This is a genomic window from Collinsella sp. wc0583 (genome assembly GCF_046116915.1).
In the GTDB taxonomy this organism is placed as follows: domain Bacteria; phylum Actinomycetota; class Coriobacteriia; order Coriobacteriales; family Coriobacteriaceae; genus Collinsella.
In genome coordinates, this window is the sequence record NZ_JBJXBN010000006.1 from 106808 (window position 1) to 130276 (window position 23469).

Here is a 23469-nt window from a genome sequence, read left to right on the forward strand (position 1 = left end):
AGATGTTACAGATCAAGACATTTGAGTTGACCACGGACGGTCCGTCTCGATCTGTAACAGTTAGAGGTCATATTTCCCGCCAGATGTTACAGAACGAGACATTAGCTTGCCGAGAACTTCGCCTCATAATATATGACTCAAGTGTGTCGATATTTCCTTGCCAATGTTGCGCAACAGAAGCCCTTTCGGCAGTCGTAACGTACGAATTGTCATAGGTACCCCTTCAACGATTGGGAGAAGAAATGGCAAAGTACGCACCTAAACACTTGGAAGTCTCAGGCGGCGCCGAGCCTCGCCCCACATTCTCGGGCCACAAGGCAACACGACTCGCCGTCACCGCGGCAACCACCATCGCTATGACCGGCTCGTCGCTGCTCGCGCCGTTCTCGGCATTTGCCAACGATGTGAGTGATACCACGGCACAGGACGCGATCATGTCCCCGCTTGCTGTCCACGCCGGCGAGGCGGCAGGCTCCGCAGTAAAGGCAGACGCCCAGAAGATTGCCGACTTGCAGGCTGCGATCGACGCCGCAAAGGCTGCCGAGGCAGACGCCAAATCCGACTACGACACGGTGGCTGCCCCCTATACCGAAAAGCAGGCGGCACGCGACAACGCACAAAGCACCTATGACGTCTCTGTCTCCGATAATTCGCAGGCAGAGGCCGCCACGCGCGCCGAATATGCTCGCCAGCTCGATGAAAGCGTCAAGGCGGCCGACAGCGCCAGTGCCACGCTGAAGGATGCCCAGGGAAAGCTCGATGCAGCCAAGACCGACGCCGAGGACAAGTCGAAGGTCCTTGATGCCGCAAAGCAGGCGGCAGCTGACGCGCAGGCCAAGCTCGAGGCAGCCCAGAAGGCAGCCGCCAACGCAACGCCGGAGGAAATCAAGGTCGCCGAGCAGGCTGCCGCAGATGCGCAGGCCGCTCTGGACCAAGCAAAGGCTGCGAAGGCCACTGCCGATTCCGCGCTCGCCGATGCCCAGCAGGCTCAGAACGCCGCGCAGAGCGCTTACGACGAGGCGGCAGGCACGCTGGCTTCCGCCCAGCAGGAAAAGAACGCCGCGGATGGTAAGGTAGTCGCGGCACAGACAGCGTATGACAGCGCACAAGCCGATTTGGCGGCCGCAAAGGCAGGCGCTGAGGGCCCGGAGTATGACGCCGCCCAGGCAAAGGTCGATGCTGCCCAAAGCGCACTCAACCAGGCGAAACAGCAGCAGGCGACTGCCGAAGCAGGCCTTTCTCAGGCAAATAGCGACGTTGAATCCAAGCAGGACGCCCTCACCGGCGCCGAAAGCGAGCTCGAAGCCAAGAAGCAGACAGTCGCAGCAGCCGAAAAAGATGTAACGGCAGCCCAGACGAAAGCCGATGCGGCGCAATCGGAGTTGACCTCGGCAAAGCAGGCACATGCTGCCGAACTGGAGAAGGCAAAGGCCGCTCAGAAACAAGTCGACCAGGCAAAAGCCGAGAAGGAGTAGGCAGACAAGGCGCTCGAAACTGCCAAGGCAAACCAGGCGGCCGCCGATCAAGCCGTTGTCGATGCACAGAAAGCATACGATACGTGCAAGGCAGCAACCGATAAGGCAACGACAGCGGAGGCGCAGAGCGTCATCGGCTTCTACCAGTTCATCGGTGCCAACGACGCTGCAAACATCATCTATAGGCAGAGCGATAAAAACCCGACGACCATTGGCGATAAAAAAGACGGCACGTCACTCGACAACGCCAAGCTTTCGTTTGGCAAGCTGCGCGAAATTAATGAATATCGCAAAAGCGTCGGCCTTAGCGAGCTTAAGGTGACGGCAGAGCAAATGGCAATCGCTCAGTCTGATTCCAATTACTCCGACGCAACGAAGGGGCACTCAGACTATGCCGGATTTGAAAATGCCGCTTGGAACTTCAGCACGAAAGAAAACATCGCGCACCAATGGGTTGATGGCGAAAAGAAAATATTTGACGATGCTGCAGCGAAAGCCGGCCTTGGCAACGTTGCCCCCAAAGATGCTTGGAAGACTTTCTGGAGTCACGGTACCGAATTCGGAGCCCAAGGCGTGGGTTTTGGCAAAGTCGGCCACTATTTGAATATCGTACAGCCTGACGCCAAAACCATGGGATACGGCATCAACTCGCGCGGAACCCTTTGGCCGTATGTGTTCGTCTTGGAGATCGACAACAATTACGGTTCGTACGAGAAAGAATACTCGATCGATGAACTCGAGAATCTCTTTGATCAGTATCAGCTGAGCCTCTCCAAAGCTAGCGAAAAGCTCGCCGCCGCAAAGACGGACCTTGAGCAAAAGCGCAGCACAGCGGCATCGAAAGCCGATGCCGTAAAGGCAGCTGAAACCCTCGTCGCTCAAAAGCAGGAAGGCATTGTTGCCGCGAATAGCGACCTTGCCGCCAAGAACGACAGCGTAGCAAGTGCCGCCGCCGCTGTTGCCCTAGCAAAGCAGAATCTCGCCAAGGCAAACGGAAAAGTTGCCGAAGCCGAAGACCAGGTCAAAGCCGCCCAAAGCAACGTGGCGACCGCAGAACAGGTCGTCAACCAGAAGCGCGCCGAGCTTAAGGCATCGAAAGAGCAAGCCGCTCAGAGTCAGAAGAAGGTTGATGACGCCAAGGCAGAGACCCTCGTAAAGCAGCAGGCTCTGCAAGATGCAAAGAAGGAACTTGCCAAGTATTCAGCCGATGTTGCTGCGTCTCAGGAGAAAGCCGACGAGGCCCATCAGGCGCTTGATGAAGCCACGGCAGCCCAGACGTCTGCCCGGAGCGCTCTCAAAAAGGCGAAGCTCGACGAGACCGCCAAGAAGCAGGCCCTCGACACCGCGAAGGACAACGCCGAGGCCAAGGCGGCGAACGCGGAGCACGCCGCGAGCAATCTGACCACGGCGAAAAACGACTTTGCTTCAAAGAAGGCCCGTGCCGACGCCCTGAGCAATGCAGCCGATAATCTTGCCACCGCCGAGGCGGCCAAGAAGGAGGCCGACGCAGCAGTTACCGATGCCGGAGTCGCCCTTAGCACGGCAAATGATGCCATCGCGAACGCCGAGCAGGCGGTCGAGAATTCTCAGGCCGCATCGGACGCCGCTGCTGCTACTCTCGGAAAGCTCAAGTCCATCAACGTCGAAAACGGCATTGCTACTGGCTCTGACGCAAACGCGAACGATACGCTCAATGCTCTCTTTGCCAAGTGCGTCGCCGCCAAGCAGGCAGAACATAACGCAAAGGCCGCACTTGATGCCGCTCAGGCAGACCTTGATGCTGCGACGCCCGCCTACACCGCGGCTCTCAACGCCTACAACGAGGCAAAGGCAAAACGCGTTGCCGCCGAGCAGGCCCTGAAGGACGAGATCGCTCGTCAGGAGCAGGAGGCGGCGAAGGCCGAGCAGGCCAAGATCACGCAGGCCGCCGCTAAGCCGGTTGCTGGAAAGCCGTCTGCCGGCAACGCCAAGACGGCCGACAACTCGGCGCTTCCCACCACGGGCGACAATGCTGCGCTCGCCGGTGAGACGTTTGTCATCGGAGGTGTCGTGCTCGTAGCCGCCGGCGTCTTCCTGACTGACAAGAAGCGTCGTCAGGAGTAAGGATTTCGGGAGGACGGCTTCTCCTCCCTCCCACCGCTTCGCAAACCCTGCCCAACATGCGCCGGGGCGCCCATCACGCGGGCGCCCCGGCGTTTTACGTTGTATGCCCGGGGCATCTGCTCCGAGATTGTCTCGATCTGTAACAACTAAGACCCAAACATCGGTCTTACTGTTACAGATCGAGACGTTCGGGTTACCCTCGAATGGTTTGTCTTGATCTGTAACAGTTACTCGGTAAAACGGGGTCTAGTTGTTACAGATCGAGACATTAGTTTTCGGCCGATTTCTATGTCTTGATCTGTAACAGTTAGAGGTCATATTTCCCTGCTAGATGTTACAGATTGAGACATTGAGTTTCCTGCCAACTGTTTATCTTGATCCGTAACAGCTATGGCTCAAAAACCGGTCCAGATGTTACAGATTGAGATGTTTGGCAGAGACGGCCACCTATTGAGCAGCCACCCTCATCTGTAGCGAGATGTCAATCATTAATTCTGTACTAGACACCCCCAGGGGGTATGGGTGTATAGTATCGGCAGGTTAACAATTCCAACACCGAACCACAGAAAGGAGAAGCCATGGCTCAAGATAAGTTCGACGTGGGCGGCATGACATGCGCCGCCTGCCAGGCGCACGTGGACCGTGCCGTGAGTAAGCTCGACGGCGTCCAAAGCGTCGCGGTCAACCTGCTCGCCGGTTCCATGATGGTCGACTACGACCCTGCGCAGGTCTCCCCCGACGATATCTGCACCGCCGTCGACCGTGCCGGCTACTCGGCCTCGCCCGTCGATGCGGGCACCGGTGCCGCCGGCTCAAACGGCAGTGCGCAAGTCAGGTCCGGCGCCGCCCACATGGAGTCGCCCACCAAAAAATTGGAGGCCGCCGCCTCTGCCATGCGCACCCGCCTCATCGTCTCGATCGTATTCCTCATCCCGCTGTTCTACATAGGCATGGGGCACATGCTCGGCTGGCCGCTGCCCGGCATTTTCACCGACCATACCCACAGCATGACGCTCGCCCTCACTGAGCTCGTCCTGCTCATCCCCATCGTCTATGTCAACGACGCGTACTTTATCAACGGGTTTAAATCGCTCGCGCACGGCGCGCCCACCATGGACGCCCTTATTGCCGTGGGCGCGACCGCTTCCGTCGCCTGGTCGCTCTACGCCATGTTCATCATGGCCGACCAGTTAGCCGCGGGTCAGGTACACGAGGCCATGATGACGGGCATGGACAATCTGTATTTTGAGAGCGCAGGCACGATCCTGTCGCTCGTCACCGTGGGCAAATACCTCGAGACGCGCAGCAAGTCAAAAACCGGCGGCGCCATCGAGGCGCTCATCGACCTAGCGCCCAAGACCGCGATCATCGTGGCAGAGGACGGCAGCGGGACCACCGTCGACGTCGACAGCATCCTTCCCGGCCAGGTCCTGCGCGTGCGCCCCGGCGAGTCCATCCCCGTCGATGGCGTGGTGCTCGAAGGCAGCTCGACCGTGGACGAGAGCGCGCTCACCGGCGAGTCCATCCCCGTGGAAAAGACCGCCGGCGACACCGTCAACGCCGCCACCGTCAACCGCACCGGTTCGTTTACCTTCCGTGCCACGCGTGTGGGCGCCGAGACATCGCTCGCCAAGATTATCAAGCTCGTCGAGGACGCCAACGCCACCAAGGCGCCCATCGCCCGCATGGCCGACAAGGTCGCCGGCGTATTCGTGCCCGTGGTGTTCGCGATCTCGGCCGTGACCTTTGTGGTGTGGATGGCACTGACCGGCAGCGTGAACGAGGCACTCACTTCTGCCGTGGCCGTGCTGGTGATCAGCTGTCCGTGCGCGCTCGGCCTGGCCACGCCCGTCGCCATTATGGTAGGCACCGGCAAGGGCGCCGAGATGGGCATTCTGTTCAAGAGCGCCGAGGCGCTGGAGAGCCTGCGCAGCGCGGGCACCGTGGTGCTCGATAAGACGGGCACGGTCACCCGCGGCAAGCCTGCCGTGACCGATATCGTAGTGGCCACGCGCGCCGACGGCTCGCCCGCCATGAGCGAAAAGGCGCTGCTCAAGCTGGCCGCTGCGCTGGAGCGCTCAAGCGAGCACCCACTGGCCGAGGCGATTATGGCCGAGTGCGAGGCGCGCGGAATTGTCGCGCGCATGGTCGAGGACTTTGCCGCCGTGCCCGGTCGTGGCGTGACGGCGCGCGAGGGGCAAAACGTCATTGCAGCCGGCAACGTACGCCTGATGGACGAGCTGGGCGTTACCGTGCCCGCGGGTCTTGCCGAGCAATTTGCCGCCGAAGGCAAGACGCCGCTGTTCTTTGCCAAGAACGGCGAGTTCGTCGGTTCCATCGCCGTGGCTGACGAGGTCAAAGAGACGAGCGCCGAGGCCATCGCCGCGCTCCGCAAGCTCGGCGTCGACGTGCGCATGCTCACCGGCGATAACCGCGTGACGGCCGAGGCAATCGCCCGCCGCGTGGGGCTGAGCAGCAAGCAGGTCATCGCCGACGTCCTCCCCGCCGACAAGGAGCGCCACGTGCGCGAGCTGCAGGATGCGGGCAGCAAGGTCGCCATGGTGGGCGACGGCATCAACGACTCCCCCGCCCTGGCGCGCGCCGACGTGGGCCTTGCGATCGGCACTGGTGCCGACATCGCCAAGGAAGGGGCGGATGTGGTGCTCATGCGCAGCGACCTCATGGACGTCGCCCGCGCCATCGAGCTGTCGCGCGCGACGATCCGCAACATCAAGCAGGACCTGTTCTGGGCACTGTTCTACAACGGCATCGGCATTCCGCTCGCCGCGGGCGTGTTCTTCCCGCTCACCGGATGGCAGCTCTCGCCGATGTTTGGCGCCGCGGCCATGAGCCTGTCGAGCGTCTGCGTCGTAAGCAATGCGCTGCGCCTGCGAACCTTTAAGCCGAAAGTGGCAAAATAGGCTCACCATTACGTCCATTTAGAACGGGTTTTCCAGGTGCCCGAGATTGACCTGAAAGAGGAGCGACGCGTACTTTGGTACGCGAGCGACGGTTTGAAGGTCAAGGCCGGGTGCCTGGGAAAGCCGACATAACAGAGAGGAATACCCATGCGTTACACAATCAAGACTTCCGGCCTCATGTGCGGTCATTGCGATGCTACCGTTGAGACGGCACTGCTCAACGTTGCCGGCGTGACCGACGCCGATGCCGATCACGAGACCCAGACCGTCCAGGTGGAGTGCGCCGACACCGTGACCGCCGAGCAGCTCGCTGCCGCCGTCGAGGGCGCCGGCGAGAAGTTCCACGCCCTGTCCGTAACCGCAGCCTAGCTGCCACCGCACCAGCAGGCACCGCTGTCGGCCGACATAGCCGCCCAGCAACCACCGCTCAACCAGCCCTTCAGAAGTTGCGGTGAAATAGTTCTTGTTTGCAGGCTTGAAGCGCTAAAACAGGAACTATTTCACCGCAACTGACGGGGGCATCCGGAAGATCGACCAGAAACGAGGACCCGCCATGATGGCAGACCACAAATCGGTGACCCGCATGCTCAAGACGGCACGCGGCCAGATCGACGGCATCTTGCGGATGGTCGATGAGGACCGCTATTGCGTCGATATTTCCACGCAGCTCATGGCCACGCAGGCGCTCCTCGCGCGCATTAACGCCGACGTGCTCAAGGCGCATATCGAGGGCTGCGTGACTTCGGCAATCGAATCGGGCGACGAAGACCTCAAAGCCGCCAAGCTCGCCGAGATCGAACGCGTCGTCGACAAGCTCTCCAAGTAATTGGGGCATTGGGGACAGACTACTTTGCACCGTCTTGGTGTTCCGGGGACAGGAATGTTTGCACCACCTTGGTGCAGATTAACCTGTCCCCCTTGCTCTAAATCGGGTATAAAGGCGTGCAGCATATCGAACGAAAGGCAATTCGCATGAATGACTTTATGAAGGGTCGCAATGGCGCCGATGAACTCACCATCGTAATGGGTTTTGCCGGCATCGTCATCGCGATGATCGGATCGATAGCCCGCATCCAGTGGCTCAGCTGGATCGCCATCGCCGTTATCGTGATTGGCGTGCTGCGCGGCCTGTCCAAAAATATCGATGCACGTCGCAAGGAGAACGACGCCTTTGTCGCCGGCTCGGCTAAGGTCCCCGGCTTGGGCAAGTTCGTCGCCAGCTTGGGCGGCGGGGCCGCAGCGGCCAGCACCTCGCGCGCGGCCGGCACCAGTAAGGAAGACTTTGAGCGTGCCAAGCGCACAGCCAAGAAGATGTGGAAGGGTCGCAAGACTACGGCATACCTCAAGTGCCCCAACTGTGGCCAAATGCTCTCCGTCCCCAAGGGCAAAGGCAAGATCCGCGTCACCTGCCCCAAGTGCCACGCCAAGATGGAAACGCGCTCATAGCCGCCATACCATGGGACAAAATAAAAGCCGAGGCCTCGCACTGAGACCTCGGCTTTTTTGATTATGACAAAGGGATTGCCCCTTTGTCACACCTATGCCACGCCGTCGCGGGCGAGCTCCTCAGCCAACGCCTCAGCCGGCATGGCCATAATCGTGTCGAGCTCGTTATCAACCTCGGGGATACGCTTCACCTTGAGCTTGCGCACCAGATCACCGCGACACATCACGTGCATCGGCTCACGCAGCGCGCACAGGTCATCGAGCGGGTTCTCGCGCGTCACCAGGATATCGGCGGCCTTACCGCACTCGATTGTGCCGGTCTCGCCGCCCAGCCCCAGCAGCTCGGCATTGACTTGCGTAGCCGTATGCAGCGCGAAGGCGTTGCTCACACCGACATACTTGGCAAAATAGGCCACCTCACGCCACATGTCGTACTGCGTCACGAACGGGCAGCTCGAATCCGTGCCTAGGCCCACCCTAACACCAGCTTCCAGTGCGGCACGGGCGCTCTCGATGATGCCCGAGCACACGATGTCGCCGTTCTTCTTTTGCGTATCGGTCGAATGAGTCTTTTCCGGATCGAGCAATACAAATGGCAGCGCCGGGCTGATAGTGCAGGTCACACTCGGCGCACGTCCCTCAAGCTGCGTACCCGCGGCGCCGCGGTACAGCTCCAGGATCTCGGGCGTCAACGGAGCGCCGTGCTCAATCGTGTCAACGCCGGCCTCAAGCGCGGCCTTCACGCCCTCGGTACTCTCGACATGAGCCATAACCGGAAGGCCCATATCGTGCGCCGCCTTGCACGCCGCTGCGGCAACCTCCACGGGCATACGCAGCACACCCGGCTCGCCCACCTCGGTCGCGTCGAACACGCCACCCGTTACGAACAGTTTAATGACGTCGGCACCGCGCGCATACAGGTCGCGCACCTGTTCGGCCGCCTCGGCGGGACTGTTAGCCACCTGGGCGAACAAGCCAGCACCATGGCCCCCCGGCACCGTAACGCCCGTTCCCGGCGCCACCAGGCGAGGACCTTGATACTTGCCGGCATCGATAGCATCGCGCACGGCAAGATCCGCAAACAGCGGGTCGCCCGCGCCGCGCACCGTGGTCACGCCGCTTGCCAGCTGTTGTTGGGCGCTGCCCTTAAGAATGTGGCGCACGATGGCGCGCCCCACGGGATTATCGAGCTTTTTCATCAGCGCGCCCGCATCGCCCGCCGAAACCGGCTTGCCCGAGCCGCACAGATGCACATGCATATTGATGAGGCCTGGCATGAGATACGCCCCTGCCAGGTCGATGACCTCGGCACCCGCAGGCGCCTGCGCCACAGCACTCGGCCCCATCCACGTGATGACACCGCGCTCAACGACCACGGCCATGTCGGGCTGCGGCTCCATATGTTCCGAACCATCCAGGACGGTCGCATTGATAAACAACGTGGAACGATCGGCAGACGCCATATCGAACTCCTCCCTCACGATTAACTTGAACATTTGTCCATTATCACCTAATGCAGCGAACTAAAGTCAAACATATCGGTTAACGGAGGGAAGAGAGAGATGTAGGGGCAAACGGAGACAGCGCGGCATTGCTCTGGCCGTGCTGACGAAACATCTCAATCTGTAACAGATACGGCCCCAAACACCCCCCCATATGTTACAGATTGAGATTTTCAGTCACACGCCCAGCCTTTATCTCAATCTGTAACAGGTAGACCAGTTTTCAGCCGCCAGATGTTACAGATTGAGATTTTTCGTCAGCCGCCAACCTTCCGTCTCGATCTGTAACAGCTAGAAGGCAAAACAGTCCTTTGTTGTTACAGATCGAGACATTCTCCAGCTTCATCGTCAAACGTCTAAATCTGTAACAGGTAGACAGGTTTTCGGCCTCTAGATGTTACAGATTGAGATCTTTTAGCGGTAGCCAACCTTCCGTCTTGATCTGTAACAGTTACGAGGCCAAGCGGTCCCTTGTTGTTACAGATTGAGACAGTCCGCTTCAGTGCCCATACCACTGCCGCTTCCATTCCTCAGCCAAATCGGCTCGCTGCGGAATACCTGCTAGCCTCATCTTTTCAACCAGCTTTCCCGGATTCTTGAGCTCATCAAACGTGAACCGAAGCACCTTGTGTCCGAGCATTGTCAGATGGGACTCCCGCTGACGTTCTGCCACGAACGGGTCGACCGACTCCCGGCCCTCGCCGTTCTGCAAGGTGTACTTCCCCTTTCCGTCGAGCTCGCCGATGACACACGTCCCGTTCTCGAGCCGCCAAAAATAGTCGACGCGAAACACCTGGCTCGGATCGAGCGGGTCGCGAAACTCCACCTGCAGCTCCGGAACCGGAAAGCCGTACGCAATAAAGAACGCTCGGAACCGAGACTCGCCGCCGTTTTCGGACAGCCCGTCCGCATACGACGCAATCACCTGTGCCCTGCGATACCCTCGCCTGCCCTCGCAATCGGCGCGGAGGCGCTCGTAGAGGTCGTCGCGCGACATGCCCTTCGCCCGCAGCGCAGAATCGGCAATCGCTAACCCGTAGGAGAACGGCGCACGCAGCAGACAATCCTCCACCGTGCGCCAAAACGGCGTCACCCACACGCCATCGACGCGCTCAAGCGCACCCGCCGCCTGCGGACGCAACAGCCGACATCCTGCACTAAGTGTCACCGAGCAACCTGTCTTGACCAAGTAACGCGGCCCGAGCAGATCATTCGGCACCTCCAGGCCCCACAAAAGTGCTGCGTCATACCCCCAAAACGCCCAATCGGGGTGGAACTCGGCAAACCCCTTGATGGTCCACCGCGCCCGCTCCGGCGGCGTCAATGCATCCCATTCATGCTGAAAACAGAATAGGTGCGATTCGGGCTCTGCAATATCGTCTGTGCCCACATGGCGCCGCAGCCACATGAGCTCGGCATTGTCATGCGTTGCGAGCAGTGCACCTTGCTCGGTCGCCTCCGTGAGCCTGGCAAACATCCTATTCCGCGCCAAGGTGTTACGTGTTGCATGTTTGTGTTTAAAAACGGTATTAGACACTTCTATCACCACCACATCGGAAAAATGGGCCATCGCCGCTGTTACCGCCGTCGACAAACGTCTCGACCTGTAACAGTTACGGGCACAAGCAGCCGCCAAACGTTACAGATCGAGATCTTTCGGCACCGCATCCAACCTTGGTCTCAATCTGTAACAGTTAGGTCGAGTTTTGGCCTGTAGATGTTACAGATTGAGACATCCACCCCGACAGGTTCCAAACGTCTCGATCTGTAACAGGTAGACGCTCTCCAGGCCCCTAAACGTTACAAATTTAGACAAACCAGCGGCGCCCAGGCATTCGTCTCGATCTGTAACAGTTAGACCGGTTTTTTGTCCCTAGACGTTACAGACCGAGACAAATAGACAGGCGGCGACGCTGCGACTGCCCATCCCCTACTCCCACTCCTGCTCATAAATATTGAGCGACTTCACATACCGCCCCTGGGCGCCCATGATGTCGCGGACCAGGCGTAAAAAGAAGCTGATGCACGAGGTGTCGAAACCGTCCTCTAGGTCCTCGGGATGCACCGCGCCAGGCCCGTCGACCGCCGTATCGCTCAGGCGCGCAATGTCGTAGAGGTAGAGCTGCCCCGCCGTTAGCCAAACATCGTCGATGCACGCGATGCGCACCGCAATCGCACCATCACGCCAGTGCTCTTTTTGCACGATATGTGGGTCGTAAACATCAAAACGACGGTCGGTGCGCGTGTCGCGCAGCGCGACCATACCAGTCGCAGGATCCTTGTCCAAAATGCCAAAGCGCGAGAAATACTGCGTGTCGCGTACCTGCTCGAGCCGCTTGAGCGAGACAGGCGAAAGCGATGCCGGCGGCTCGTCAACATACAGCTCGAGCAGCGTCTTGCCATGGCGATAGGGGCGCTCGAAGAGCAGCCAATCGGTAAATGCCATGTTGTAGGCCATGATTTCGTTTTGGGAAGGCTCGGTGCAATAGCTGAGCCACGGGTCGACAATGATCTCAAACTGCTCGCGCGCCGGCTCCAAAAACTGAAACTTCCGCAGCATCCAAAAATGGGCCATGTCGGCAATATCGTTGCCGACGGCTTCAGCCAGATGCGCTCGGTCTAAAACGTGGTCAGTCACGGCATCCTCCTCAAACTGATGAACCTCAATTTGAGCTTACGGGGAGGGTGGGCAGCCACTGTCAGCACGGACAAAATAGGCCTCCGGCTGCAAACCAACTGCTGACCAAACACTTGACGGGATGCTTGACCGAAAATGCGCACCGCAACAAAACCGCAGATAAACATAGACGGCCAACCCGCCCTTTTGAGCCAAGCGCCCCCGGCCACCACAGAAACAGCAGAGCACCACAGCTCAAGAAGACGCCGAATGGACACTCGCGCGTCGACAAACGAACAAATCGGTCGCAAACCCGCAAGGAGTGTCCCCGAATGCCGGCACATAAGGAACGTCCCCAGCTGCCGGCACTTGGGGACGTTCCTTTTGGGCCGGCCGTTGGGGACAGCCCTTGACGATTCAGCTGTGGACAGCCGCCTTACAGCTCCAGCGCCTCGGCGACTTCGGCAGCGCAGGCCAGGGCGTCGGCCATGGCGCTCACCACGAGCGAGCTGCCGTTGCGAGCGTCACCGGCAACATACACCGGCGCGGCATCCGCGGCGACGCCCTCGCCACGCGCCGCAAGATGCGAGCCCTCGGCGGCCATCACAGGCAGCGGACGACCAGCGGTGGCAACGGGCACGCCAACGGCGTCGAACACACTGTGCTCCGGGCCCGTGAAGCCGCAGGCGATGAGCACCAGCTGCGTCGGCACCTCGTGCTCGGAGCCCGCGATGCGCTCGGGCTTTCCCGCCGACCAGTCCAGATCGACCACGCGCAGGCCCGCGGCAGCGCCCTTCTTATCCAGCAGCACCTCGAGCGTATCCACGCCCCAAGCGCGCATCTCGCCGCCCATGGCAGCGATGGCCTCCTGCTGGCCGTAATCGGTCTTCTTCACGTTGGGCCACTGCGGCCAGGGGTTGCTCGCCGCGCGCGCATCAGGCGCCGCCGGCAAGAACTCAAACTGGCGCACGCTGCGCGCACCCTGACGTACCGCGGTGCCCACGCAGTCGTTACCGGTATCGCCGCCGCCAATGACCACGACGTCCAGGCCGCATGCATCGACGACAGGCTCGCCGCCATCGAGTATCGAGACGGTCGAGGCCGTCAGGTAGTCCACGGCATACACCACGCCGGGTGCGTCAATATTCTCAGCAGCCAGTCCACGCGGGGCGCGAGCACCGGCAGCCACCACGACGGCGTCAAAGCCATTGAGCTTGGCCGCCACCGCAGGGTTCGTAACGTCAGCGCCCAGCTCAAAGACGATACCCAGCTCGCGCATAAGTGCCACGCGACGCTCGACAACGGACTTCTCGAGCTTCATGTTGGGAATGCCGTACATGAGCAGGCCGCCCGGGCGGTCATCACGCTCAAATACCGTCACACAGGCACCGCGACGTGCAAGCTCCCATGCTGCCACCAGACCAGCAGGACCGGAGCCCACCACGGCAACCGTGGGTGCGCCCTCCCCCGCCGGCTCAAAGCGGCGCGGACCGCCATTTGCCCACTCATGGTCGCTGATCGCGCGCTCGTTGTCGTGAATCGTCGTGGGCTGACCGTCGACCGAGCCCAGGTTGCACGCGGCCTCGCACAGCGCCGGGCACACACGGCTCGTAAACTCGGGCATAGGCGAGGTGAGTGACAGACGCTCGGCAGCCTCGTCCCAGCGGCCGCGATACACTAGCTCGTTCCACTCGGGAATCAGATTGTGCAGTGGGCAGCCACTCGGACGCGCCTTGCCAAAGCTCGCGCCCATTTGGCAAAACGCCACACCGCACATCATGCAGCGGCTCGCCTGGGCACGGCGCGCATCGTCGTCGAGCTCCACGTACAGCGGATCGAAATCGCGGCTGCGCTCCTCCACGGGGCGCAGCTCGTGGGTCACGCGATCGATATCAAGAAAAGCACCGGGCTTACCCATGGCACTTACGCCTCCTTCTTGGTCGAAGCAACAGAGCTGGCGGCGGCGGGCACAGCGCCAGCGACACCACCCGCCACATCAAAGCGAGCGACATCAGCGGCGTCGGCGCGACCGGTCACAATGTCAAACGCCAGCTCCTCGGCCTGCGCATGCGTCTTGCCGACGGCCTCGGCGGCGGCGACAATCGCCAGCACGCGCTCGTACTCGGTCGGAATGACCTTCACAAAGTGCTTGCTCATCGTCTCAAAGCTGTAGAGCAGCTTAATGCCGCGCGGGCTCTGCGTCGCGTCCACGTGCTCCTGGATGAGCTCGCGAATCTGTGCCAGCTCACCGGCCGTCGGGGCCTTGAGCTCAACGCTCTCGTGGTTCACACGGGCATCGAGGGTGCCGTACTGGTCAAAGACGTAAGCCACGCCGCCCGTCATGCCGGCGGCGAAGTTCTGCCCGACCTCGCCCAGGATGAGCGCCAGACCTCCCGTCATGTACTCGCAGCCATGGTTGCCGCAGCCCTCGACCACCACCGTGGCACCGGAGTTGCGTACGCCAAAGCGCTGGCCGGCCAGGCCGTTAATGAAGCCGCGGCCACTCGTAGCGCCAAAGAACGCAACGTTGCCCACGATGATGTTCTCGTCGAACTTGTAGGTCGCATGCGGGTTGGGGCGCACCGACACCTCGCCGCCCGAAAGGCCCTTGCCAAAGTAGTCGTTGGCGTCGCCGCACACGTTGAGCGTAATGCCGCGCGGCAGGAAGGCGCCAAAGCTCTGACCGGCCGAACCATCGCAATCGATGGTGATGGAGCCGGCGGGCAGGCCCTCGGGATGCGCCTTGGTCACCGCGTTGCCCAAGATGGTGCCCACGCAGCGGTTGACGTTGGCGATATCGGCGCGAAAGCGAATCGGACGCAGGTGCGCACGGGCATCGGCCGTATAGGGCACAAACAACGTGGAGTCGAGCGTCTTGTCGAGCTCGCTGTCCGCAGCCATCTGGGGCAGGAAGTGACGGCCGTCGGCACCCGGGATATGGGCACCGAACTCGCAGGTCGCGCTCGCCAGCACGGGCGACAGATCGAGCAGGTTGGCCTTGCGGTTGCCCGGGACCTCAATCTGGCGCAAGCACTCGGGATGGCCGACCATCTCGTCGACGGTGCGGAAGCCCAGGCTCGCCATGACCTCACGCAGCTGCTCGGCAACAAAGAGCATAAAGTGCTCAACGTGCTCGGGCTTGCCGCGGAAGCCGCGACGCAAGCGACAGTTTTGCGTGGCAATGCCGGCCGGGCAGGTATCCTGCTGGCAGTCGCGCTGCATGAGGCAGCCCATGGAGATGAGCGGCATGGTCGCAAAGCCAAACTCCTCGGCACCCAGCAGGCAGGCGACGGCGACGTCGGTGCCGTCCATGAGCTTGCCATCGGCCTCGAGCACCACGCGTGAGCGCAAACCGTTTTGCAGCAGCGTCTGCTGGGCCTCGGCAAGGCCAAGCTCCAGCGGCAGACCCGCGTGCCAGATAGAGTCGCGCGCAGCGGCACCCGAGCCGCCATTGTGGCCGCTGATCAAGATCTTGTCGGCAGCGCCCTTGGCCACGCCGGTGGCGATGGTGCCGACGCCGGCCTCGCTGACCAGCTTGACCGACACGCGCGCGCCGGGGTTGGCGTTCTTAAGATCGAAGATAAGCTCTGCCAAGTCCTCGATGGAGTAGATGTCGTGGTGCGGCGGAGGCGAAATCAGGCCGATGCCGGGCGTGGACTGACGGACCTCGGCAATCCAGGGGTAGACCTTCTTGCCGGGCAGGTGACCGCCCTCACCGGGCTTGGCGCCCTGGGCCATCTTGATCTGAATCTCGAAGGCGCTGCACAGGTAGCGGCTCGTCACGCCAAAGCGCGCGCTTGCCACCTGCTTGATGGCGGAGTTCTTGGAGTCACCGTTGGCCAGCGGGGTCTCGCGGCGCGGATCCTCGCCGCCCTCGCCGGAGTTGGAACGGCCGTGCAGGCGGTTCATGGCGATGGCCATGCACTCGTGTGCCTCTTTGCTGATGGAACCGTACGACATGGCGCCGGTGTTAAAGCGGCGGACGATGTTGAGCGCGGGCTCGACCTCGTCGAGTGCCACCGGGGTGCGGCCGCCGGCATCAAAGTCCAGCAGGTCGCGCAGGCGCACGGCACGGCCGGTGCGGTGCAGGCGGGCGCTGTACTCCTTAAAGGTGTCGTAGCTGTCCTCACGGCAGGCGGTCTGCAGCAAGTAGACAGTCTGCGGATCGATGAGGTGATCCTCGCCGCCGAGCGGGCGCCACTTGGTCAGACCCAACGTGGGCAGCTGATCGGGAGCCGGGCTCTTAAGGATAGCGAGCGCGGCGTCGTAACGCTCGTTTTGCTCGCGCTCAACGTCCTCGACACCCATACCGCCCACACGGCTCACCGTGCCGGCGAAGTACGCGTTGACGAACTCCGGCGTAAAGCCGACGGCCTCAAAGATCTGCGCCGAATGGTAGCTCTGCACCGTGGAGATGCCCATCTTGGACATGATGGAGACGATGCCCGCCGTCGCGGCCTTGTTGTAGTTGGCGATGCCCTGCTCGGCTGTCACGTCCAGATCGCCGTGCGCCGCCAAGTCGCGGATGCACGCATGCGCGTTGTACGGATAGATACCGCTCGCGGAATAGCCCACCAGCGCCGCAAAGTCGTGCGGGGACACGGCGTCGCCACACTCCACCACGATGTCGGCAAAGGTACGCACGCCGGCGCGGATCAGGTGGTTGTGCACGCAGCCCACGGCGAGCAGCGACGGCACGGGCACCTCGCCCGCTCCGGCGCGATCGCTCAACACCACGATGTTCACGCCGTCGCGGACCGCGGCCTCAACGTCCTCTGCAAGCTGTTTGAGCGCAGCCTGCAGCGCACCCTCGCCGGCATCGCGGCGGTAGACGGCACGGAAACGGCGGGTCTTAAAGCCCACGCGGTCGATGGCGCAGATACGCTCGAACTCCTCCTCGCTCAGCAGCGGACGCTCCAGGCGCACCAGCTGACAGGCCGTACGGGAGTCCTCGAGCAGGTTGCCGTGGTTACCCAGGTAGAGCGTGGTCGAGGTGACCATATGCTCGCGAAGAGCGTCGATCGGCGGGTTCGTGACCTGAGCGAACAGCTGATAGAAGTAGTCGAAGAACGAACGCGTCTTCTTGGACAGGCAGGCCAGCGGCGCATCGATGCCCATCGAGGCGAGCGGGGCCTTGCCCTGCTGGGCCATGGGGCGCACGACCTCGTCAACATCATCCCAGTGATAGCCGAGCTTGGCCATGCGTACGGCGGCGGGCACCTCGGCGTCCTCGGCGGGCGTTGCCGCAACGGGCTCATCGAGCGCGTCAACGGTCAGCGTCTCCTCGGCAATCCAATCACGGTAGGGCTTTTCTTTGGCATAGCGGGCGCGCAGTTCGTCGTTGTAGATCACGCGGCCGCGGGCAAAGTCGACCTCGAGCATCTGGCCCGGCCCCAGACAGCCGCTCGTCAGGATGTTCTCGGGGCGCACCTCGATGGTGCCCACCTCGCTTGCCAGCATAAAGCGACCGTCGCGCGTCACATAGTAGCGGGCGGGACGCAGGCCGTTACGGTCGAGGGCGGCACCCAGCGTGCGACCGTCGGTAAAGGCGATGGCCGCCGGGCCATCCCACGGCTCCATGAGCATGGACTGGTAGGCGTCGTAGGCGCGGCGCTCCTCGCTCAGACTGTCGTTGTGGTCCCACGGCTCGGGCAGCAGCATGGACGCGGCACGCGTGAGCGGACGGCCGTTCATGACCAGGAACTCGAGTACGTTGTCCAGAATCGCGGAATCGGAGCCCTCGCGGTTGATGATGGGCATCACGCGCTCAAGATCGTGCTGCAGCACGGGGCTGTACAGGTTGGGTTCGCGGGCGCGAATCCAGTTGACGTTGCCCTTGAGAGTGTTGATCTCGCCGTTGTGGATGATAAAGCGGTTGGGATGTGCGCGCTCCCAGCTGGGCGTGGTGTTGGTGGAGTAGCGCGAGTGGACGAGCGCCACGGCCGTTTTGACGGCGGCGTCGTTGAGGTCGATGAAGAAACGGCGCATCTGCGTGGCCACAAGCATGCCCTTGTACACGATGGTGCGCGAGCTCATGGAGCACACATAGAAGATCTTGTCGCGCAGGGCGAACTCGGCGTCGGCCTTCTTCTCGATGGTGCGGCGGCACACATACAGGCGGCGCTCGAAGGCGTCGCCGGCGGGCGTGTCGTCGGGGCGGCCCAGGAAGGCCTGCAAGATTGTGGGCATGCAGGCGCGGGCCGTCTCGCCCAGGTCGTGCGGGTCGACGGGCACCTCGCGCCAAAAGAGCAGCGGCACGCCGGCCTCGGCGCAGCCCTCCTCAAACACGCGGCGGGCATCCTCTACGCCCTTGTCGTCCTGCGGGAAGAACAGCATGGCCACACCATAGTCGCCCTCTGCCGGCAGAATCTGGCCGCACTTTTGAGCCTCTTTGCGGAAAAAGTGATGCGGAACCTGAAACAGGATTCCGGCGCCGTCGCCGGTGTTCTTCTCGAGTCCGGTGCCGCCGCGGTGCTCCAAGTTGACCAGAATGGACAGTGCGTCGTCCAGAATCTGGTGATGGCGCTCGCCGTTGATATCGGCAAGCGCGCCGATGCCACATGCATCGTGGTCGAATTCGGGGCGATAAAGGCCCTGCTGCTGAGCGGAATCTGCCTGCATCGCGATCCTCCCCTAGGTGTTAGACAGTCAGTTGACTAGGCATACTAGAAGCATCACCGGTCCGTTGTGTTTCCCGCCCGTTTCGAAACAATCGCTTAACGCACGCCCTACGAGTGGACACCGCCGACCTCAAGGGCGACAACATAGGCCCCCAAGTTCAGCCCGTATGCTCACCGCTTCAAACATCTCAATCCGTAACAGGAAGACCCAATTTTGGCGCCCAACTGTTACAGATTGAGATGTTTTTGAGAGACGGCTCCGAATGTCTCAATCTGTAACACGAAGGGCCGGTTTTGGCGGTCAGCTGTTACAGATCGAGATTTTCCATAGAACCATTTCTTCCTGTCTTGATCTGTAACACCTAGGCCCAATTTCCATCCCTAGTTGTTACAGATCAAGACATTTCGGCAGCCCCCTTTCACTATCCTATTCAAGTACAACAATTTTGTTAGTCTCGGTTAACTTTTGAGCCTAAAACGGGTATCCTTTGCGACGTCAAGCAAACAGCACGCAGGAGCGCACCATGCTCAACCATCTCAAACATCATTTTGGCTCCCGGCGCACCGGTGGTCACGGAGGCCTAGACATTGCGCGGCATATCGGCCCCGGGCTGCTCGTGACCGTCGGCTTTATCGACCCGGGCAACTGGGCCTCCAATATGGCCGCGGGCTCGCAGTTTGGCTACGCGCTGCTGTGGATCATCACGCTGTCCACGCTTATGCTCATTGTGCTGCAGCACAACGCGGCGCACTTGGGCATCGCCACGGGCACCTGTCTTGCCGAGGCCACGACACGTTACCTCCCCTGCCTCGTCGGGCGTGCGATACTCGGCAGCGCATATCTAGCCACGATCGCCACCGCCATGGCAGAGGTCCTGGGCGGTGCAATCGCGCTCCAGATGCTCTTTGGGCTGCCCGTGCGCGCGGGCTGCATCATCGTGGCGGCAGCATCGATGGCGATGCTCATGACGAGCTCCTATAAGCGCGCCGAGCGGTGGATCATCGCCTTCGTAGGCGTGGTAGGGCTCTCGTTTTTGGCCGAGCTTGCGCTGGTCAAGGTCGACTGGCCGCAGGCCGCCGCAAGCTGGATCACACCCAGCATGCCCACCGGCTCGGCCGCGATTATCGTAAGTGTCCTAGGCGCGGTCGTTATGCCCCACAACCTCTTCCTGCACTCCGAGGTCATCCAATCCATGCACTTCGAAGGCCAAGGCGAGCAGGTTATCGAAGAACGTCTACGCTATGAGCTCTTCGACACGCTCTTTTCGATGGGCGTGGGCTGGGCAATCAACTCGGCCATGATCATCCTGGCCGCAACGACCTTTTTTGCGCACGGCATTGTCGTAGACGACCTCGCCGTCGCAGCGGCCACGCTCTCCCCCATCTTGGGCCCGGCGAGCTCGACCATCTTTGCGGTAGCGCTGCTGTTCGCGGGACTATCGAGCAGCGTGACAGCGGGCATGGCGGCGGGAACTATCACCGCGGGCATGTTCGACGAGGAATACGACATCCACGACCGACATTCCTCAATCGGGGTGGCAGCCTGTTTCGTCGGCGCAGTGGCGGCGTGCTTGGTCGTCCCGAATCCTTTTGAGGGTCTCATTTGGAGTCAGGCGCTGCTGTCGCTTCAGTTGCCGATTACGGTCTTTGTGCTCATACGGCTCACCAGTTCGCCCCGCGTTATGGGCAAATACGCCAATTCACGCCCGCTCAACGCGCTGCTCGTAGGGATCGGCGTCATCGTAACGATTCTCGATGTCGTGTTGTTGACAGGGATGTAATGGGACGGGGCACCTACCCAGGCAAACGTCTCGATCTGTAACATCTAGACACGCTTTTGATGTCTAGATGTTACAGATCGAGATCATTCCGAGGGACAGCTCCGTTTGTCTCAATCTGTAACACGTAGGCCCCGTTTTCACTGCTAGATGTTACAGATTGAGATCTTCTGCCGGACGGTTTTGAATTGTCTCGATCTGTAACAAGTGGACCCATTTTCCACTGCTAGATGTTACAGATCGAGACATTTCTTCAGCTCCAACCTTTTGTCTCAATCTGTAACAGATAGACCCGTTTTGAGCCGTTAGATGTTACAGATTAAGACAAAAGGTCGGCCGGACTCACGACAGACATGATCGGCTAACAGCAGCCGCAATCCCTTGGGGACGGAGGAAAAGGACCCCGGCCGGGATATCCGACCGGGGTCCTTGGACAGAGCTATGTTCGGCTTTCGCCGTGTGCCTGCGAGTTACTCCTCGACGAGCTCAAACTGATCGGGGCCGACGCCGCACACCGGGCACACGTAATCCTCGGGCAGCTCGGGCGTATCGACCTCAACCTCGTAACCACAAACGACGCAAACGAACTTATACGTCTTCTTCTCCTCAGCCATGATGTTCTCCTCTCGAACGTGACTGCTGGTGTACTTGCTTATTAGTATATATTCTCAATAATATTATGCAAGTAGTTTTACAGCATTTCTACCCTTGGTACGAAGACGCCCTTGATTATCAACTTTATCCGAACACCTCCCACATTCATCCGCACATGTGCGGATGAATGTGGGAACCCGATACCCTGAGGGCCGGGCCGGCCGGCCCCGGGAGATCGGAGGACGGCATGTCCGGAAAGAAGAAAAGGGACTCCGCAAGGGCGGTCCCGAGGGCCTACGGAAGGCTCACGAGGCACGAGCGGGACACGGTCCAGAGGATGCTGGAGCGCAGGGCGTCGTGCAGGGAGATCGCGAGGGAGCTGGGCAGGTCGCCCTCGACGGTGAGCGCCGAGGTGGCGTCGCACAGGTTCGTGACGGCGCCGAAGGCCAGGCGCGGCGAGCGCGTGGACGCCTCCGCCGACCTGTCGGCGGCCTGCCCGCGCCTGGCGGCGTGGCCGCGATGCTGCAACGGCTGCGGGCGGTACCGCGCGATCGGCTGCAAGCGCCGCCCCCACGTCTTCTACGAGGCCCGGGCCGCGCAGCTGTGCGCCGACTCGGTCCTCGTCTCGTCCAGGCGCGGGATAGACGCCGACGAGCCCGCCGCGGCCGAGGCGCTCGCCCACATTCGCGACGGCCTGCGCCGCGGCCTGTCGCCCGAGCAGCTGTCGGCCCGGAACGGCGGGCCCGTGGACCTGTCGCCCTCGACGATCTACCGCTGGGTCTCGGCGGGCTACGACGGCATGACCAACATGGAGCTCAGGCGCAAGGTCGGCTACAGGCCGAGGAAGCGCGCCGCCGGCCGGGCGGCCACGCGCCACTCCGCCCGCAGGTCGCATGCCGCGTTCCTCGCCCTCGGGGAGGACGCGTGCGCCGCGGCCTGGGAGATGGACACCGTCGAGGGCGCCCGGGAGGACTCCGCCTGCCTGCTCACGCTGCTGCACCGCCCCAGCAGGCTGCAGCTCGCGCTGCCGCTGGCGGAGAAGACCGCCGGGCGCGTCGCGGCCGCCCTGGGCGATATCAGGGAGGTCCTCGGCGCCGACGGGACGCGCCGCGTGTTCCGCGCCGTCCTCACCGACAACGGCGCCGAGTTCTCCGACGAGGCTGCGATCGCGGCGCTGCTCGGCGAGGGGCCGGGCGAGACGAGGCTGTTCTACTGCGACCCGAGGCGCAGCGACCAGAAGGGCGCCTGCGAGCGAAACCACGTCGAGATAAGGAAGCTGCTGCCCAAGGGCTCCGGGCTCAGGTTCGACCGGCTCGCCCCGGCGGACCTGGCGCTGGCCATGTCGCACGTGAACTCCGAGCCCCGCGGCGCGCTCGGCTTCTCGACGCCCGCGCGCGCCTTCAGGGCGATGCTCGGGGAGGACGCGGCGGCGCTGCTGGACGCCTACGGCGTGGAGGAGGTGCCCATCGGCGAACTCGACCTGACGCCGAGGCTCATCGAGAGGGCGCGCGCAGAGAGGGGCGATGCCCCGCTGGCCTAGCCTAGAGGAAAAACGGAATAGACGGACCGACCGTCCGGCTGAGTCTGGGAAGAGGTGCCGGGCGGCGGGCGGAGCATGGCCACCGGACCCATCGAAACACATCTCCACCGTTCCTTCAACTGGGAAAACGGCGCCCCCGGGGCCCGTGAGGGGCCGCGGGGGCGTTCGGCTAGCTGCGGGAACGGCCTATCCGCTCAATGTGTTCGGCTGAGATCGGAAATCAACCGGTACGAAGACGCCTTGGGCGGCGTCTTGCCCTTCAGCACCTTGTGGTAGTAGTCATAGGTCAACGGAGTCTCGCCGCTCAGACGCTCGGCATCTTCGACCTCGCCAATAAAGAGCAGGTGTGTGCCCACGTCAACAGTGTCGATCAAACGGCAGCTAAACAGGGCCGCCGCGTGCTCGGGCACATAGGGCATGCCCAGTGCAGTCTCGCGCGTCTCGTACTTAGCAAATTTGTCAAAGTCGCTGCTGGTACGGAATCCAAAGTTGCCAATGTAGAGCATATCGGCCGTCTGATCGATCACGGTCAGCGCAAAGGCCTTGGCAGACGAGATAACACCAGACGTGACATTTTCCTTGTTCACGGCAACCGAAATGCGCGGCGGCATGGACGTCACCTGCACCGCGGTGTTGATGATGCAGCCGGCACGCAGCCCGTCGGCCGCAGCACTCACCACATACAGGCCGCTCGGCATCGTAAAGAACGCAGTTTTGTCCATAACGACCACTCCCCTAACCCGGGTTGGAACCTCACGGAAGTATGTACCCACAAAAAGGCGGCGCCCATACCGGACGCCGCCTTTGAGACATAGGTGTCATAACCGTGAGGAACATGAGACGCCCGCAGTTGCGGTGAAATAGGGACTGAAT

Annotated in this window: 15 protein-coding genes; 8 read left to right on the forward strand and 7 right to left on the reverse strand. The window is 61.6% G+C overall.

Features of this window, described 5'->3' with window-relative positions:
- The first annotated feature begins 242 nt into the window (after positions 1 to 242).
- From ACKUUJ_RS06645 to ACKUUJ_RS06670, 6 genes are all read left to right on the forward strand, one after another.
- Positions 243 to 1475, forward strand: a complete 1233-nt coding sequence (locus ACKUUJ_RS06645) for a hypothetical protein (RefSeq protein WP_409065092.1) — start codon at positions 243 to 245, stop codon at positions 1473 to 1475.
- 318 nt (positions 1476 to 1793) lie between these two features.
- Positions 1794 to 3578: a hypothetical protein gene (locus ACKUUJ_RS06650; RefSeq protein WP_409065093.1), complete on the forward strand. Its 1785-nt coding sequence runs from the start codon at positions 1794 to 1796 to the stop codon at positions 3576 to 3578.
- A 578-nt stretch (positions 3579 to 4156) separates the two neighbouring features.
- Complete coding sequence (locus tag ACKUUJ_RS06655) at positions 4157 to 6499, forward strand: heavy metal translocating P-type ATPase (RefSeq protein WP_409065094.1); 2343 nt, start codon at positions 4157 to 4159, stop codon at positions 6497 to 6499.
- 147 nt (positions 6500 to 6646) lie between these two features.
- Positions 6647 to 6868, forward strand: a complete 222-nt coding sequence (locus ACKUUJ_RS06660; protein ID WP_006235338.1) for a heavy-metal-associated domain-containing protein — start codon at positions 6647 to 6649, stop codon at positions 6866 to 6868.
- A 184-nt stretch (positions 6869 to 7052) separates the two neighbouring features.
- On the forward strand, positions 7053 to 7325 hold the full coding sequence (locus ACKUUJ_RS06665; RefSeq protein WP_035137388.1) for a metal-sensing transcriptional repressor: 273 nt from the start codon (positions 7053 to 7055) through the stop codon (positions 7323 to 7325).
- Positions 7326 to 7471: 146 nt separating this feature from the next.
- Positions 7472 to 7945: a hypothetical protein gene (locus ACKUUJ_RS06670; protein WP_161159975.1), complete on the forward strand. Its 474-nt coding sequence runs from the start codon at positions 7472 to 7474 to the stop codon at positions 7943 to 7945.
- A 92-nt stretch (positions 7946 to 8037) separates the two neighbouring features.
- Here the strand turns inward: ACKUUJ_RS06670 and ACKUUJ_RS06675 are convergent, their stop codons facing one another.
- The 5 genes from ACKUUJ_RS06675 to gltB form a co-directional block, all read right to left on the reverse strand.
- A complete protein-coding gene (locus ACKUUJ_RS06675) occupies positions 8038 to 9408 on the reverse strand; it encodes an amidohydrolase family protein (protein ID WP_409065095.1) in 1371 nt (456 codons plus the stop codon).
- Between the two features lie 538 nt (positions 9409 to 9946).
- Positions 9947 to 11017, reverse strand: coding sequence for a hypothetical protein (locus ACKUUJ_RS06680; RefSeq protein WP_409065096.1), 1071 nt, complete (start codon positions 11015 to 11017; stop codon positions 9947 to 9949).
- Between the two features lie 360 nt (positions 11018 to 11377).
- Positions 11378 to 12085: a hypothetical protein gene (locus ACKUUJ_RS06685; protein ID WP_409065097.1), complete on the reverse strand. Its 708-nt coding sequence runs from the start codon at positions 12083 to 12085 to the stop codon at positions 11378 to 11380.
- Positions 12086 to 12500: 415 nt separating this feature from the next.
- Positions 12501 to 13982 (reverse strand): glutamate synthase subunit beta, encoded by a 1482-nt coding sequence (locus ACKUUJ_RS06690; RefSeq protein ID WP_409065098.1) that lies wholly within the window; start codon positions 13980 to 13982, stop codon positions 12501 to 12503.
- Positions 13983 to 13987: 5 nt separating this feature from the next.
- Positions 13988 to 18685, reverse strand: a complete 4698-nt coding sequence (gene gltB, locus ACKUUJ_RS06695; RefSeq protein WP_409065099.1) for a glutamate synthase large subunit — start codon at positions 18683 to 18685, stop codon at positions 13988 to 13990.
- Between the two features lie 523 nt (positions 18686 to 19208).
- Here gltB and ACKUUJ_RS06700 point away from each other — a divergent pair.
- The gene (locus tag ACKUUJ_RS06700; protein WP_409065100.1) at positions 19209 to 20465 is read left to right on the forward strand and encodes an Nramp family divalent metal transporter; all 1257 of its coding nucleotides are present in this window, start codon (positions 19209 to 19211) and stop codon (positions 20463 to 20465) included.
- A gap of 467 nt (positions 20466 to 20932) precedes the next feature.
- Here ACKUUJ_RS06700 and ACKUUJ_RS06705 read toward each other — a convergent pair whose 3' ends face one another.
- Positions 20933 to 21076 carry a rubredoxin-like domain-containing protein gene (locus ACKUUJ_RS06705; protein WP_055251878.1) on the reverse strand — a complete coding sequence of 48 codons (144 nt, stop codon included), beginning with the start codon at positions 21074 to 21076 and terminating at the stop codon, positions 20933 to 20935.
- Between the two features lie 227 nt (positions 21077 to 21303).
- Between ACKUUJ_RS06705 and ACKUUJ_RS06710 the strand changes: the two genes are divergently transcribed.
- Positions 21304 to 22596, forward strand: a complete 1293-nt coding sequence (locus tag ACKUUJ_RS06710; RefSeq protein ID WP_409065101.1) for an IS30 family transposase — start codon at positions 21304 to 21306, stop codon at positions 22594 to 22596.
- 194 nt (positions 22597 to 22790) lie between these two features.
- Here ACKUUJ_RS06710 and ACKUUJ_RS06715 read toward each other — a convergent pair whose 3' ends face one another.
- Positions 22791 to 23318 carry a flavin reductase family protein gene (locus ACKUUJ_RS06715; protein WP_409065102.1) on the reverse strand — a complete coding sequence of 176 codons (528 nt, stop codon included), beginning with the start codon at positions 23316 to 23318 and terminating at the stop codon, positions 22791 to 22793.
- Positions 23319 to 23469 lie beyond the last annotated feature (151 nt).